The 14,036-nt window shown below is 66.3% G+C and carries 14 protein-coding genes; 5 read left to right on the top strand and 9 right to left on the bottom strand.

Annotated features, from left to right (window positions below; genetic code table 11):
- The first annotated feature begins 54 nt into the window (after positions 1–54).
- The gene (gene greB, locus ABT375_RS14155) at positions 55–540 is read left to right on the top strand and encodes a transcription elongation factor GreB (protein WP_224550340.1); all 486 of its coding nucleotides are present in this window, start codon (positions 55–57) and stop codon (positions 538–540) included.
- Positions 541–789: 249 nt separating this feature from the next.
- Here the strand turns inward: greB and ABT375_RS14150 are convergent, their stop codons facing one another.
- A complete protein-coding gene (locus ABT375_RS14150) occupies positions 790–1,659 on the bottom strand; it encodes a LysR family transcriptional regulator (protein ID WP_416463026.1) in 870 nt (289 codons plus the stop codon).
- A gap of 107 nt (positions 1,660–1,766) precedes the next feature.
- On the opposite strand from ABT375_RS14150, the gene bla reads away from it, so the two are divergent.
- Entirely contained in the window at positions 1,767–2,648 is an 882-nt protein-coding gene (bla, locus tag ABT375_RS14145; protein WP_416463025.1) for a subclass B3 metallo-beta-lactamase, read from the top strand.
- A 59-nt stretch (positions 2,649–2,707) separates the two neighbouring features.
- Here the strand turns inward: bla and ABT375_RS14140 are convergent, their stop codons facing one another.
- The 4 genes from ABT375_RS14140 to aspS all read right to left on the bottom strand — a co-directional run bounded on the left by ABT375_RS14140 (position 2,708) and on the right by aspS (position 7,120).
- The gene (locus ABT375_RS14140) at positions 2,708–2,893 is read right to left on the bottom strand and encodes a hypothetical protein (RefSeq protein ID WP_224550343.1); all 186 of its coding nucleotides are present in this window, start codon (positions 2,891–2,893) and stop codon (positions 2,708–2,710) included.
- Positions 2,894–3,015: 122 nt separating this feature from the next.
- On the bottom strand, positions 3,016–4,329 hold the full coding sequence (locus tag ABT375_RS14135; protein ID WP_416463024.1) for a methyl-accepting chemotaxis protein: 1,314 nt from the start codon (positions 4,327–4,329) through the stop codon (positions 3,016–3,018).
- 74 nt (positions 4,330–4,403) lie between these two features.
- Positions 4,404–5,186, bottom strand: a complete 783-nt coding sequence (locus tag ABT375_RS14130; RefSeq protein ID WP_416463023.1) for a polyphosphate kinase 2 family protein — start codon at positions 5,184–5,186, stop codon at positions 4,404–4,406.
- Positions 5,187–5,305: 119 nt separating this feature from the next.
- Positions 5,306–7,120 (bottom strand): aspartate--tRNA ligase, encoded by a 1,815-nt coding sequence (gene aspS, locus ABT375_RS14125; RefSeq protein WP_416463022.1) that lies wholly within the window; start codon positions 7,118–7,120, stop codon positions 5,306–5,308.
- 127 nt (positions 7,121–7,247) lie between these two features.
- Here aspS and rnd point away from each other — a divergent pair, with 127 nt between their 5' ends.
- From rnd to ABT375_RS14110, 3 genes are read left to right on the top strand one after another with little or no spacing between them, the layout of a single operon-like run.
- Positions 7,248–8,414: a ribonuclease D gene (rnd, locus tag ABT375_RS14120; protein ID WP_416463021.1), complete on the top strand. Its 1,167-nt coding sequence runs from the start codon at positions 7,248–7,250 to the stop codon at positions 8,412–8,414.
- Positions 8,415–8,425: 11 nt separating this feature from the next.
- The gene (locus ABT375_RS14115; protein WP_416463020.1) at positions 8,426–8,725 is read left to right on the top strand and encodes an I78 family peptidase inhibitor; all 300 of its coding nucleotides are present in this window, start codon (positions 8,426–8,428) and stop codon (positions 8,723–8,725) included.
- A 28-nt stretch (positions 8,726–8,753) separates the two neighbouring features.
- Positions 8,754–9,137 (top strand): nuclear transport factor 2 family protein, encoded by a 384-nt coding sequence (locus tag ABT375_RS14110; RefSeq protein WP_416463019.1) that lies wholly within the window; start codon positions 8,754–8,756, stop codon positions 9,135–9,137.
- A 7-nt stretch (positions 9,138–9,144) separates the two neighbouring features.
- On the opposite strand, the gene ABT375_RS14105 is transcribed toward ABT375_RS14110, so the two are convergent.
- From ABT375_RS14105 to ABT375_RS14090, 4 genes are all read right to left on the bottom strand, one after another.
- Positions 9,145–10,971: a diguanylate cyclase gene (locus ABT375_RS14105; RefSeq protein WP_416463018.1), complete on the bottom strand. Its 1,827-nt coding sequence runs from the start codon at positions 10,969–10,971 to the stop codon at positions 9,145–9,147.
- Positions 10,972–11,047: 76 nt separating this feature from the next.
- On the bottom strand, positions 11,048–11,917 hold the full coding sequence (locus ABT375_RS14100; RefSeq protein ID WP_129925651.1) for a class I SAM-dependent methyltransferase: 870 nt from the start codon (positions 11,915–11,917) through the stop codon (positions 11,048–11,050).
- A 1-nt stretch (position 11,918) separates the two neighbouring features.
- Positions 11,919–13,319: a threonine synthase gene (thrC, locus tag ABT375_RS14095; RefSeq protein WP_416463017.1), complete on the bottom strand. Its 1,401-nt coding sequence runs from the start codon at positions 13,317–13,319 to the stop codon at positions 11,919–11,921.
- Positions 13,320–13,363: 44 nt separating this feature from the next.
- Positions 13,364–14,023 carry an SURF1 family protein gene (locus ABT375_RS14090; RefSeq protein ID WP_416463016.1) on the bottom strand — a complete coding sequence of 220 codons (660 nt, stop codon included), beginning with the start codon at positions 14,021–14,023 and terminating at the stop codon, positions 13,364–13,366.
- Between the last annotated feature and the right edge of the window lie 13 nt (positions 14,024–14,036).

Genomic DNA, 14,036 nt, shown 5'->3' with positions numbered 1-14,036 from the left:
ATCCCGGGTCAGGCGCGGGATGACGAAGATGGGAATGGGCAGTAGGGTGACGCCATGACTACCCCCTATCCCAATTACATCTCCCCCGAAGGCTTCGCGAAGCTGCGCGCCGAATATGACCATTTGCTAGGCACCGAACGGCCGCGCATCGTCGAGGTGGTGAGTTGGGCCGCGGGCAATGGCGATCGCAGCGAGAATGGCGACTATCTCTATGGCCGCAAGCGGATGCGGGAGATCGACTTCCAGCTCAAGCGCCTGTCGAAAAAGATGAAGGACGCCAAGGTCGTCGATGCCCGCCAGCAGCCCGACAAGGGCCGGGTCTATTTCGGCGCGACCGTCACCATCGCGGACGAGGACGACAATCACCGCACCGTCACCATCGTCGGCAATGACGAGACGGATGTGGACGCGGGCCGGATCGGCTGGGGATCGCCCATATCGCGCGCGCTGCGCGGGGCGGCGGTGGGCGACCTGCGCCGCGTGCTGCTGCCGGCGGGGGAGAAGGAATATGAGGTGATGGCGATCGCCTATCCGGCATGACCGAGACAGCAAGTTGGACAGTTGTGGCGGTTTTGCGCTTTTCGTGAGCTGAGGAACGCAATACACTTATTCGTGATTATAATTCACGGATCGTGGCAACATTGCGCGGACGTAACAGAACCGAACCAGCCCCGTCCGTTCGGGCTGAGCCTGTCGAGGCCCCATTCTTCCCTCTTCGCGACATGAAAGAAGAAAACCCTTCGACAGGCTCAGGGTGAACGGGCTTTATTCTGGATTGCCGTGCGCCTGTCACCCCCCGGCAGCGGCAATGAGCCATGTGCGGAAATCGGCCATCGCCGGACTGTCGGGGCGCGACATCAGGCGGGTGAGCCAGTAGCCGCCCAGATCGACCGCCGTGGCGAAGGGCTGGACCAGGCGGCCCGCGTGCAGATCGGCGTGAAACAGGGCGGGCGGGGCCAAGGCGACGCCCAGGCCACGCAGCGCCGCCTGCACCATCAGGATCGAACTGTCGAACAGCGGCCCGCGCAGCGGCGGACAGAGGGCGCCGGCCGCCGCGAACCAGCGCGGCCATTCGTCGGCGCGGTAGGAGCGCAGCAGGGTTTCGCGCGCGAGCGCGGCCGGATCGGGCAGACGCGCCGCGACCTCGGGCGTGCAGAGCGGGGCGAGCGGCGCGCGCAGGATCGGGTCGGCATGGGTGCCATGCCAGGCGCCGTCGCCGAAGCGGATGGCGAGGTCCAGCCCCTCCCCCGCCAGATCGACGCGGTTGTTGTTGGTCATGATGCGCAGATCGATATGGGGACAGGCCCGCTCGAAATCCGCCAGCCGATCCAGCAGCCAACCGGCCGCGAAGGTGCCGACTACGCCGACATTCAATGTCTCGCGCGGGCGGCCGCCCTCGATCCGGTCCAGCGTCGCGCCGATTCGGTCCAGCGCATCGCCCATGACCGGCAACAGCGCGCGGCCTTCGTCGGTCAGCATCAGGCCGCGGGGCAGGCGGCGGAACAGCGGCGCGCCCAGTCGCGCCTCCAGCCCTGCCACCTGCTGGCTGACCGCACCCTGGCTGACGCACAGTTCGATGGCGGCTTTGGTAAAATTGAGATGACGCGCCGACGCCTCGAAGGCGCGCAGGGCGTTCAGGGGCAATTGGGCGCGGTCCATGGGGCAAGAGCCATAAGCCTGGCTCATGGCTCTGTCGAGAAATGCTGCTTTGCGGGCGGCCGCCCGACAGGGCAGCTTCGCCTTCACGAAGCAATGGAGGCAGGATCATGCGGAAAACGGCGGCATTGGCTATTAGCCTGGCTGGGATGGCGACCATGGGTGCGGGCAAGCCCGGCGGCGGCGCATCGCCGCCGATCGCGCCCGATCATGCCAAATGGATGGAACCGCAATCGCCCGCCCGGCTCTACGGATCGACCTATCTGGTCGGGTTCGGCGACCTGAACGTCGCGATGATCCGCACCAGCGCGGGGCTGATCCTGATCGATGGCGGCGTTCCGGAAGGGGTGCCAGAGATTGCGGCGAATCTCCGCCAGCTCGGCCTGTCGATCAAACAGGTGAAGCTGATCCTCTCCACCGAGCCGCATTATGACCATGCCGGCGGCATCGCCGGGCTGGCGCGGGACAGCGGCGCGACCGTGATCGCCAGCGCGGCCGGCGCGGCGGTGCTGCGGACGGGCGGCGGCGACCCAGACGATCCGCAGGCGGCCTGGCTGGATCGCTTTCCCGGCGTCGCGAAGGTGCGCGCCGCGCGCGATGGGGAAGTGATCCGGCTGGGCGATACCGCCGTCACCGCCCATGCCACGCCGGGCCATACGCTGGGCAGCATTAGCTGGAGCTGGAAAAGTTGCGAGGGGAAGGATTGCCGGACGATCGTCTTCGGTTCCAGCCTCAATCCGATCGCGCCCGATGGCTGGCGCTTTGCCGATCCGGCGCACCGGCCGTTCGTCGACGCGTTTCGCACCAGCTTCGCGCGGGTGAAGGCGATGCGCTGCGACCTGCTGATCCCGTCCCACCCGGCCGACGACCAGGCCGACAGGCTGGCGCGGCTGCACAAGACGCGCACGCCCAACCCGTTCCTCGACCCCCGCGCCTGCCGCGCCTATGCGCAGCGGGCGGAGTCCGCGCTGGGCAAGAAGCTGGCGGAGTGACGTCCGTTCGATTCGCGCAGGCTTTTCGACAGGCTCGAACCGAACGGGGATGGGAAACTCTATTCGTGCGGACGTAGCGCCTGGTTCAGGCTGTCGAGCACGGCATCGATCGGTTCGGTCACGGTAACGCTGCGCCCTTCGCCGAAGCGGATGCGGGTGCCGTCGCTGACCGAGGAAACGAAGGTGACCTGCGCGGGGTTGATCGCGGTCTGGGTGCGATCGGTGCCGACGAACATCACGAGCATGGCGTCCTCTCCTTTTTTGTGGCCGCATTTTCCGAGCCGCCGACCTTATTGTCGACTTGAAAATGCGGCTGTCTTTGGAAGAACAGCCTAACCTTTTCGCGCGCAGACGCCAGAGGGATCGTTCAGGCGGCGCGGATCGCCGCGATAAAGCCGCCTGCGCGCTGCTCCAGCCGATGCGCTTCCTCGGCCAGGGCGTCGGCGACATCGCGCATCCCCCGCGCCGCCAGGACGGTGGCCTGGGCATTGTCGCTGATCTGCCGCGCGCCGGTGCGGATATGGGCGCTGGACGACCCCGCCTCCGCCACGCTGTCCGCCATGGTCCGGCTGAAGAGACTCTGCCGCGCCACCGCCTCGAACACCGCCGCCGACAGCCGGTCGGCGCGGGCCATGGTGGCGTCCATATGCGCATGGCCGGCCGCCACGTCGCCGATGGCGGTGCGGATATGGTCGATCCGCCCGGCTATGCCGGCCGCGGCGTCGCGGGTCTGCTGGGCAAGCGACTTCACCTCTCGCGCGACCACCGCGAAGCCCTGCCCCGCCTCCCCCGCACGCGCCGCCTCTATCCCCGCATTGAGCGCCAGCATGGCGGTCGCGCGGGCGATGCTGTCGATGAGGGCAATGACCTCGCCGATGCCGTCGGCCTCGGCCCGGAGCGCCGCGCTGCGTTCGACCCCGGACCGGCTGCGCGCCGCCGCCTCCGATATCGCCGCGCCCGCCGCCTGCGCCTCGGCCTCCATCGCCCGGAATAATTGGCTCAGTTCGGCACCGCCCGACGCCAGATCGGCCAGCCGCTCCGCCGTCTGCGCGGCGGCGACGGCCATCGCCGCCGAATCGGCCCCATCGCCCGCGGCCCGCTCCGCCGCCTGCCCCGCCAGCGCCGATAGCCGCTCGGCCATTGCCGCCATGTCGGCGATCATCGTCGCGATATCCTGGCGGAAGGCCGCGCTTTCCTGTGTGATCTGCTCGACCCGTGCGGTCCGCGCCAGCGCCACCCGCGCGTCGCGTTCGGCCGCCAGCCGCAGCAGCAGCCCGCCGTCGAGCACGCCGCCATAGAGGCCGGCGTCGGTGACGATCAGCCCGTCGCAGCCCGCCCCCTGCGCCGCGAACAGATCGACCAGCGCCTCGACGCTGGCGGTCCGGTCGACGCTGGCGCAGGGGCGGACATGATCGTCCAGCCGCCCGCCGAAACTGGGGTTGCGCAGCAGCGCGTGACCGAAGGGATTGAACAGAATGCGGCGCATGTCGCGCTCGTAGATCGCGCCGACAGGGCGATCGCGCGCATCCAGCACCGGCAGCAGGCGCAGGCCGGAATCGCGCTGGAACCAGTCCACCGCCTCGCTGAGCGGCTGGCCCAGGCGCACGACCGGCGTCCGCTCCGCCAGGGGCAGACCGGGGACGACGGACGGATCGGGCATGGCGATGGGCGCAGCTAACATGGACAGCGGCTTAGACGGTCAATGGTAAATGCGCGGTTAGAATTTCATGACACTTTTGTTACAAGTAGCTGATTTCATTTGGATTTATAGCCAAATGCGTCCTGCGCCAGTTTGACCACGGCAGGGTCCGCATCGGGGAAATCCATCGGCACCAGCTTTTCCAGCCGGTCGGCCACATAGGTCAGGGCCGCGATCCGCCCGGCCTTGCGGTGATTATTGTCGATCACCTGCCAGGGCGCGTGCTTGCTGTCGGTTTTCTTGAACATGGCGTGCATCGCGTCGAGATAGTCGGCCCGCCGGGCGCGGTTGCGATAGTCGTCCGCGCCGGTCTTCCATCGCTTCCACGGCGTATCGAGCCGCTGGGCGAGCTGTTCGTCCTGGGTTTCCTGGGTGATGTGGACGAAGAGTTTGACGAAGTTGGTGCCGGCCTGCGCCAACTGCTTTTCGAAGGCGTTGATCTCGTCATAGCCGCGCTTCCAGTCGGCCTTGCTGCAGAAACCCTCGACCCGCTCGACCAGTACGCGGCCGTACCAGCTACGGTCGAAAATGCCGATATTGTGGCTGGCGGGCAGGCGCGTCCAGAAGCGCCAGAGGAAATGATGGTCGCGCTCCTCCGCGTTCGGGGCGGAAATGGGGTGGACCTGATAATAGCGCGGGTCCCAGTCGGCGCTCATCCGCTTGATGATGCCGCCCTTGCCTGCGGCGTCCCAGCCCTCCAGCAGGATGACGCTGCGCTTGCCGTGGAGGATGTGGGCGACCTGAATCTTGGCGAGACGTTGCTGAAGGGCGAGCAGGTCGGCGTCATAGTCGCCCTTATATTTCGCGCCCTTTTCATAGTCGGCAAGGTCGATGGTCATGGCTACCCTCTCTACCGTTCGGGCTGAGCGAAGTCGAAGCCCTCCACTGAACGCAGTGAAGTGCCTTCGCTACGCTCAGGAGAGTCCTTCGACAAGCTCAGGACGAACGGACTGAAGGATCAACCCTTCGCCTGCGGCTCCACGACGCGGACATGGAGTTCGCGCAGTTGCTTGAATTCGGCCGCGCTGGGCGCGCCCATCAGCAGGTCTTCGGCGCGCTGGTTCATCGGGAACAGCGTGATTTCGCGCAGATTCTGCGCGCCGCACAGCAGCATCACGATACGATCGACGCCTGCGGCCATGCCGCCATGGGGCGGCGCGCCGTACTGGAAGGCGCGGTAAAGGCCGCCGAAGCGGTCTTCGACATCCTGCTGGGACAGGCCGACCAGTTCGAACGCCTTGACCATCAGTTCGGGCGACTGGTTGCGGATCGAGCCGGACGCGATTTCATAGCCGTTGCAGACCATGTCATATTGATAGGCGTTGATCGTCAGCGGATCCTGATTGTTCAGCGCGTCCAGCCCGCCTTGCGGCATGGAGAAGGGGTTGTGCGCGAAGTCGACCGACTTGGTGTCTTCGTCATATTCGTAGAAGGGGAAGTCCACGATCCAGCACAGGTCGAAGCGATCCTTGTCGATCAGGTCGAGCGTTTCGCCGACGCGGGTGCGCGCCAGGCCCGCCAGCTTGGCAGCCTGGCTTTCCTTGCCCGCCGCGAAGAAGACGCCATCATTGGGGCCAAGGCCGAGCGCTGCGATCAGCTTGGCGGTCGCGTCCTCGCCATGATTCTTGGCGATCGGGCCGCCGGGGACGCCATCCTTGATGTTGATATAGCCAAGGCCCGAATAGCCCTCGCCCCGCGCCCAATTGTTCATTTCATCGAAGAACTTCCGGCTGCCAGCGCCTGCGCCGGGCGCCGGGATCGCGCGGATCACGCTGCCGCCGTCGACCAGCGACGCGAAGATGCCAAAGCCCGATCCGACGAAATGCTCGGTCACGTCGGTGATGAGGATGGGGTTGCGCAGGTCGGGCTTGTCGCTGCCGTACTTCAGCAGCGCCTCGGCGTGCGGGATGCGCGGGAAGCTGCCCGCGGGCGTGACCGGCTTGCCATCGGCGAACTGCTCGAACACCTGCGCGATGACCGGCTCCATCGTGTTCCAGACATCTTCCTGGGTGACGAAGCTCATTTCCAGATCGAGCTGGTAGAATTCGCCGGGCAGGCGGTCGGCGCGCGGATCTTCGTCGCGGAAGCAGGGCGCGATCTGGAAATAGCGGTCGAAGCCTGCGACCATCAGCAACTGCTTATATTGCTGGGGCGCCTGCGGCAGGGCGTAGAATTTGCCGGCATGGATGCGGCTGGGCACCAGGAAGTCGCGTGCGCCTTCCGGGCTGGAAGCGGTCAGGATCGGCGTCGAATATTCGGTGAAGCCGATGCCTTCCATGCGGCGGCGCATGTCGGAGATGATCCTGGTGCGCTTGACGATGTTCGCGTGCAGCGTTTCGCGCCGCAGGTCGAGGAAGCGGTAGCGCAGGCGGATATCTTCGGGATAGTCCTGCTCGCCCGCGACCGGCAGCGGCAGTTCGGCGGCGGTGGAAAGCACTTTCAATTTATCTAAATCGATGTGAATCTCGATTTCACCCGTAGCGAGCTTTGGGTTCAATGCTTCCGGGCCCCGGTTGACTACCTTGCCTTCTACCGTGATCACATACTCCGCGCGAGGTCGGTCCACGCCGCCCAGCTTCTTCATAAAATGTTCGACCTCAGTCACTAACTGAGTGATACCGTAATGATCTCGCAGATCGACGAACATCAAGCCACCATGGTCACGGACGCGATGCACCCATCCTGACAGCAGCACGGTTTTGCCCGCGTCGCTTGCACGCAACTCGCCACATGTGTGAGTCCGATAGTCGTTGGAGACGAGCGAGGCGTGCATGGCGTTTTGGTCTTTCAGCTTCGTTTTACGGAAATGACAAAGTGTTGCAGTCCCGCTATGGCCTATGCTGTCAAGCATTGACCAGTCCGCCGGACGCGGGCCAGCCCATAATAAGATCGAAGACCATATGCAAATTCATCCGCTGATTACCGACAGCAAGACGCTTTCCGATTTCTGCGCCCGCATCGCCAAATCGCCCTATATCGCCGTCGATACCGAGTTCATGCGGGAAAACAGCTATTGGCCCGAACTCTGCCTGGTCCAGGTCGCCGACCCGAACGAGGCCGCCGCGATCGACCCCAAGGCGCCGGGGCTGGACCTGAAACCCCTGCTCGACCTGCTGGTGGACAATGAGGATGTGCTCAAGGTCTTCCACGCCGGCGGGCAGGATATCGAGATCGTCCATAACCTGACCGGCAAGACGCCGCATCCGATGTTCGATACGCAGATCGCCGCGATGGCGCTGGGGCTGGGCGAGCAGATCGGCTATGGCAATCTGGTCGACGCCTGGATGGGCGTGGTGCTGGACAAGGGCGCGCGTTTCACCGACTGGGCGCGGCGACCGCTGGACAAAAGGCAGATCGACTATGCGATCGGCGACGTCACCTATCTGATCCAGATTTTCCCCAAGATGCTGGAAGAATTGCGCAAGACCGGGCGTGGCGACTGGCTGGACCAGGAGATGGAGCGGATCAGCGATCCGGCCCATTATGAAAATGACCCGTCGCAAGCGTGGCAGCGGGTGCGCATCGCCAGCAAGAAGGCGGACGTGCTGGGCCGGTTGAAGGCGCTGGCCGCCTGGCGCGAGATCGAGGCGCAGGACAAGAATCTGCCCCGCGGGCGCATCGTCAAGGACGAGACGCTGGCCGACATCGCCAGCCATCCGCCGCGCAATCAGGAGGATCTGGGCAAGGTGCGCGGGCTGAGCGCGACCTGGCGCACCAACGATATCGGCGCGCGGCTGATGAGCGCGCTGGCCAGGCACCAGCCGCTGGGCAAGGACGAGATGCCCGAGCGCGATCCCAAGCGGCCGGGGCTGGGCAAGGACGGGGCGCTGGTCGCCGACCTGCTCAAGCTGCTGCTCAAGATCCGGTCGCGCGACATCAATGTGGCGGCGCGGCTGATCGCGCGCACCGACGATATCGATGCGCTGGCGGCAGGCGTGCGCGAGGGCCTGTCGATCCTCGAAGGCTGGCGCTATGAACAATATGGCCGCGACGCGGTCGATCTGGTCGAAGGCCGCATGGCCTTTGCGGTCAAGAATGGCCGGTTGAAGATGACGCGCACGGAATGAGGAGAGCGGCGATGCGGATGACGGTTGCGGGCCTGATGGTTCTGGGCCTGACCGCCTGTGCGGGCGCGAATGGGCCGGGGCCGGAAGCGCCGCCGGCCGTCGCCGAAGGACCGTGCCAGAATGCGGGCCTCGACAGTTTCGTCGGGCAGAAGGCGAGCGCGCAGGTCGGCGCGGCCTTGCTGAAGGCGTCGGGCGCGAAAAGCTTGCGCTGGGGCGGACCGGGCATGGCGATGACGATGGATTTCCGGCCGGACCGGCTGACCGTGAGTTATGACGCGGCGATGGTGATTATGTCGGCGCGCTGCGGGTAATCAAACGGATCGAGAGTTTTATCTGGAAATGACCGCCACCGCCGACCTTGCCATTCGTCTGGCGCGCGCGGCGTTCAACCGGGCGCTGGCGGAGGCAGACCTTGCCTCCATCGGACCGCTGCTGGCGATGGATGTCGTCATGGTCACCGGCACCGACAGCGCAGTGATCGCGGGGCGCAAGGCGCAGTTGATGGCGTGGAAGCGGGAGTTCGCCGCCAAGCCGCGCATGATCTACACCCGCACGCCCGAAAGCATCGTTGCGTCGCCGGTAGAGCCGATCGCGATGGAGCATGGGGTCTGGCAGGGCGTCGTCGATGGCGTCATCCAGGCGTCGGGCAGCTACAGCGCCAAATGGCGCGGGGTCGGCGGACGATGGGTGATCGAGGCGGAACTCTACCTGACGTTGGCGTGAGAATGGCTCAGGCGGCGGCCGGCAGGTCGATCACGGCGCGGTTGCGGCCCTCGCGCTTGGCGCGGTAGAGCGCCGCGTCGGCGGCCTGCACCAGCGTCGATCCGTCGATCGCCATCTTGTCGGCCCAACTGGCGATGCCGAAGGACATGCTGGTCGATCCCAGCGCCCGCCCGCCCTGGCGGAGCACGATTTCCATGATCCCCTTGCGCACCATTTCGACCCGCGCAGCCAGCGCCTGCGCCGTGGCGCCCGGCGCGATGACGGCAAATTCCTCCCCGCCATAACGGCAGACGATGTCGCCATCACGGAAACGGCTGCGCATTTCGGTGGCGACCGATTGCAGCACCGTATCGCCCGCATCATGGCCGAATTCGTCGTTGAACCGCTTGAAATGGTCGATGTCGCACATGACCACGCTGAGCGGTGCGCCCGAACGGCGCGCCCGCGCGATCTCGATCGCCAGCGATTCCTGCATGTAGCGGCGATTGAACAGGCCGGTCAGCGGATCGCGGATCGTCTGTTCGCGCAAGCCCCGCTGGAGGCGATGGTTGACGAGGGCGGAGCTGATATTTTCCGCCATCACGGTCAGGCGGAAGCGGCTTTCCTCCTGCACCACGCCCTGAAGATAAAGGGTGCCGATCACTTCGCCCCCAGCCAACAGCGGTTCGCAATGATAGAGCAGGTCGGCGTCGACATGGGAGCAGACGATGTCGCCCCCCGGCTGCGCGACGAAATGACTCTGTCCCCGGCGCAGCGCCCAGCACTGGTCGGGGGCGAACCCCTCTTCACGCGGCTGGAATCCGTTCCATCCCGTGATCGGAACCAGCAGGTTGCGGCTGTTATTATGGGCATAGAGCGCGCCCGGAACCCCCGGCAGCACGCGCGGCACGAAAACGCGGATGACCTGCGCCAGCTCCTCGTCGGTGCGCGCCGCCTGCATCCGGTGGGCCATGCCGCCGAGCAGTTCGATCGCCTCGCCCCGCTCCTGCAGCGTATCGCTGTTGCGCAGCAATTGTGCATGGGCGGCCTGCAAGTCCTGCGCGCTGCGGCCCTGATCGGCGATGGCGGCCTGCAACTGATCGGCCATGGCGTTGTAGCCATGGGCGAGCTGCGCAAATTCCCGCGATCCCATCGTCGCGGTGACGCGCCTGTCGCGATCCCCGCGACCCAGCGCCGTCATCGCCTGATGGATGAGGCCCAGCGGCTGGCGGATGCCCCAGATCAGGAGCAGCGATATCGACAGGATCGCGAGCGCCAGCAACGGACCGCCGACCAGCGCCAATTGCCTGACCCAGGCCAGGCGGCTGTCCGCCGCCGCGATCCGCGTGATACGCAAGGCGCGCTCTTCGCTGAGAAAACTGTCCGCGCGCAGCGACAACATGGTCATGAGGTCGCGCCCGGTGCCCGCAGCGATGGAACCGCGAGCCGCATCGAATTGGCCGCGCCGTGCCTGTTCCAGCGTATCGCGCAACAGGGTGACACGCCGTTCCGCCAGCGCCTGCACGTCCCGAGCCCGTATATTCTGCGCCCGATTATCGGCGGTCAATCGCACCAGCCGGGCCATCGACTGGCGCGCATCGGCGATCCGGGCGTCGGTCGGGTCGGCAAAGCTGGCGTTGCGGGTCAGGACGAAGCCGCGCTGCGCCGATTCCGCCTCGCGCAGCGCCACCAGCGCATCATCCATCGTCTCGATCACTTCGGCCGAATGGGTGACCCAGCGAAAACTGTCGCGGGTCTGGATCGACGCATCCACCAGCATCCAGATGAGCGCCAGCAAGGCGATGAGGACCAGCGCGCCAAAGGCGGCAATCCGGGCGGTAATAGATGTGAACATGCGCGACCTGCCTGTAAGCCGCGATGCTTGCGCCCAAATGGTTACCAAAATCTATATTGCGCGACCAAGCGCGCGCTTAGCGCTTCCAGCGGGCCCAGATCGCGGTCGGCAGGGCGATGCCGCGCGCTTCCTCGCGCACCGCCAGCTCGCCCGCTTCCACGGTGCCGGGCAGGTCGGCAAAGGCCTGGCGCAGCAATTCGCCGATCGCCAGCGCCGACATGCGCACGGCATAGACGGTGAGGAACAGGAAGCGGCTGTCGGCATCCAGCAGCGCACGGCAATTGGCGATCAGGCCGGGCAGATCTTCCTCCAGCCGCCACACTTCGCCGTCGGGACCGCGGCCATATTTGGGCGGATCGAGCAATATGCCGTCATAGCGGCGGTTGCGGCGCACCTCGCGGGCGACGAACTTGGCGGCGTCCTCGACGATCCAGCGGACGGGCTTGTCCGCCATGCCCGACAGGTCGGCATTGGCGCGGGCCTGCGCCACCGATTTCTTCGACGCATCGACATGGACCATGCGCGCGCCGCCGGCCGACAGGGCCAGCGTGCCGACGCCGGTATAGCCGAACAGGTTCATGACCTCGGCATCGGGCTTGTCGGCATAGGTGGCGCGCAGATCGTCCCAGATCGGCGCCATGTCGGGGAAGAAGCCGAGATGGCGGAAGGGAGTGCAGCTCGACTGGAAGGTGACTTCGCGCCAGTGGAGCGGCCAGCCTTCGGCCGGGACCGGCTTTTCATAATACCAGCGGCCGCCGCCATCCTCGTCCGATCCGGGAATGAACTCGCCGTCGGCGCGCCAGTCGGTCGTCGCGGGCTTCCACATCGCCTGCGGTTCGGGGCGGATGAAGCGGAAGCGGCCATAGCGTTCCAGCTTCCGCCCGTCGCCGCTGTCGAGCAGGCCGTAATCGGACCATGGCTCGCCGATAAGGGTCTTGAGTTCCAACTTAGCCGCGCGGGGTCGCGCGTTCGGCGACATAGGCGGTGACCGCCTCGAACGTGCCGGGCAGCTTGGCGTAGCTTTCCTCGCGCGCGAACAGGTCGCCGACGCGCGCGGGGAGCGGCGGGCGGGTGCCGGTCGCGCGTTCGACGGCGTCGCGGAACTTGGCGGGGTGGGCGGTCGCCAGCGTGACCACCGGGATATGGGCATCGATGCCCGCTTCGCGCGCGGCGGCGAGGCCGATCGCGCTGTGCGGGTCGAGGATCTGGCCTGCGCCGTCATAGGCCCAGCGCATCGCCATCGTCATGCCGTCGGCATCGACGCGGGCGGAACTGAACAGATGCGCCGCGCCTTCGCGCTGGGCGTTGGTCAGGCGCATCGCCCTGCTGGTTTCGAAGCCGCGCATCTGCTCCGCCAGCGCCAGGCCATCGCGACCGCCGGCGTCGAACAGCAGGCGTTCGAAATTGGAGCTGACCTGGATGTCCATGCTGGGGGTGGCGGTCGGCACGACCTGGCCCTGGCTGTAATCGCCTTCGGACAAGGCCCGGTGCAAGATGTCGTTGACGTTGGTCGCGACGATCAGCTTTGCGACCGGCAGGCCCATCTTCGCCGCGACATAACCCGCGAACACATCGCCGAAATTGCCGGTGGGGACGGAGAAGGCGACCTCCCGCTCCGGCGCGCCCAGGCGCACGGCGGCGTAGAAATAATAGACGACCTGCGCCATCAGCCGCGCCCAGTTGATCGAATTCACGGCGGACAGATTGAAGCGGCTCTTGAAATCCGCGTCGTTGAACATCGCCTTCACCAGCGCCTGCGCATCGTCGAAGCTGCCTTCGATCGCGATGTTGTAGACGTTGGGGGCCAGCACGGTGGTCATCTGGCGACGCTGCACGTCCGACACCCGACCTTCGGGATGGAGCATGAAGATGTCGACCTTCTCGCGTCCCGCGACCGCGTCGATCGCGGCCGACCCGGTATCGCCCGAGGTCGCGCCGACGATGGTCAGGTGATCGTCGCGGCGCGACAGGAACCGTTCGAACAGCTGGCCGAGCAACTGGAGCGCGACGTCCTTGAAGGCGAGCGTGGGGCCGTGGAAGAGTTCGAGCAGCCAGTTTTGATGATCGAGCTGCACCAGCGGGGTCACGGCCTGATGGCTGAAACGGCCATAGGCGGCGGTGCACAGCTCGCGCAGTTCGTCTTCGTGGAGCGATCCCGCGACGAAGGGCGCCATGACCCGGACGGCGGTTTCGACATAGGAGAGGCCGGCCAGATCCCGAATCTGGTCGGCGCTGAACGCCGGCCAGCTAGTCGGCAGATACAGGCCGCCATCGGACGCCAGCCCGGCCAGCGTCACATCCTCGAAACCGAGCGCGGGCGCGCTCCCCCTGGTGCTCTGATATTGCATAATGGGAAAGCGCGGTAGCGACCCGCGCGCGCGGGAGCAAGCGATTAGGCGGATGGCGGCGGCTTTGGCGGTGCATTGCGGCGGCGCAGCGCCAATATGTAGATGATGACCGCGACGCCAGCGAAGAAGAACCATTGCACCGCATAGGCGAGATGGTTGTTGGGCACGTCGGCGGCGCTGGGCGGTGCTGCGGGCTTAAGGCCGGCGGGCGCCTGCCGCGCGATCAGCATCGGGCGCAGCGGCGTCGCCTTGCCGCCGATCCGCGATAGCAGGGCACGGTGGTCCGGCTCCTCCGAAATCCAGCCTGATACCTGCCCGCCGGTCCAGTTCGGCTTGTCGTCGGGCTTTTGCCCCACGCCGATCGCGACCAGCGCGCCCGGCCCCTCCGCCCCGGTCGCACATTGCGCGATATGACGATAGCCGGTCGATCCGTCGGCGGCGCGGCCCGCCTCGATCCGCCAGCCGACCACGCGCAGGCAATGGACCGACGAGGGACGGAAGAGCAGGTCGGGCGCGACCGGCGGAAGCATCGGGAAGGCGACGGCAGGCCGGCCGGGATTGGCGGCGGCGAGCGCCAGCGCCTGCTCCTTTTCGCCGCGACGCTGGAGTTGCCAGACGCCAAGGGCGATCATCGTCAGCACCGCGAGCGCGACGATGATCGTGGCGATCAGCGGGGTTCGGGCGGGTGCGGGCTGATCGGTCATGAATGTCCTTGTA

The sequence above is a fragment of the Sphingomonas sp. VDB2 genome (assembly GCF_047946695.1).
In the GTDB taxonomy this organism is placed as follows: domain Bacteria; phylum Pseudomonadota; class Alphaproteobacteria; order Sphingomonadales; family Sphingomonadaceae; genus Sphingobium; species Sphingobium bisphenolicum.
Note: the sequence above shows the minus strand (reverse complement) of the source record. Positions and strands in the feature narration are given on the sequence as shown.

Excerpts from the sequence above, each read along its gene's own strand:
- ABT375_RS14110 (WP_416463019.1), top strand. The coding sequence starts at position 8,754 with ATGACCGCCACCGCCGACCTTGCCATTCGTCTGGCGCGCGCGGCGTTC.
- ABT375_RS14150 (WP_416463026.1), bottom strand. The coding sequence starts at position 1,659 with ATGGACCGCGCCCAATTGCCCCTGAACGCCCTGCGCGCCTTCGAGGCG.
- ABT375_RS14090 (WP_416463016.1), bottom strand. The coding sequence starts at position 14,023 with ATGACCGATCAGCCCGCACCCGCCCGAACCCCGCTGATCGCCACGATC.
- ABT375_RS14130 (WP_416463023.1), bottom strand. The coding sequence starts at position 5,186 with ATGACCATCGACCTTGCCGACTATGAAAAGGGCGCGAAATATAAGGGC.
- thrC (WP_416463017.1), bottom strand. The coding sequence starts at position 13,319 with ATGCAATATCAGAGCACCAGGGGGAGCGCGCCCGCGCTCGGTTTCGAG.
- ABT375_RS14105 (WP_416463018.1), bottom strand. The coding sequence starts at position 10,971 with ATGTTCACATCTATTACCGCCCGGATTGCCGCCTTTGGCGCGCTGGTC.
- ABT375_RS14135 (WP_416463024.1), bottom strand. The coding sequence starts at position 4,329 with ATGTTAGCTGCGCCCATCGCCATGCCCGATCCGTCCGTCGTCCCCGGT.
- ABT375_RS14115 (WP_416463020.1), top strand. The coding sequence starts at position 8,426 with ATGCGGATGACGGTTGCGGGCCTGATGGTTCTGGGCCTGACCGCCTGT.
- bla (WP_416463025.1), top strand. The coding sequence starts at position 1,767 with ATGCGGAAAACGGCGGCATTGGCTATTAGCCTGGCTGGGATGGCGACC.
- ABT375_RS14140 (WP_224550343.1), bottom strand. The coding sequence starts at position 2,893 with ATGCTCGTGATGTTCGTCGGCACCGATCGCACCCAGACCGCGATCAAC.
- greB (WP_224550340.1), top strand. The coding sequence starts at position 55 with ATGACTACCCCCTATCCCAATTACATCTCCCCCGAAGGCTTCGCGAAG.
- rnd (WP_416463021.1), top strand. The coding sequence starts at position 7,248 with ATGCAAATTCATCCGCTGATTACCGACAGCAAGACGCTTTCCGATTTC.
- aspS (WP_416463022.1), bottom strand. The coding sequence starts at position 7,120 with ATGCACGCCTCGCTCGTCTCCAACGACTATCGGACTCACACATGTGGC.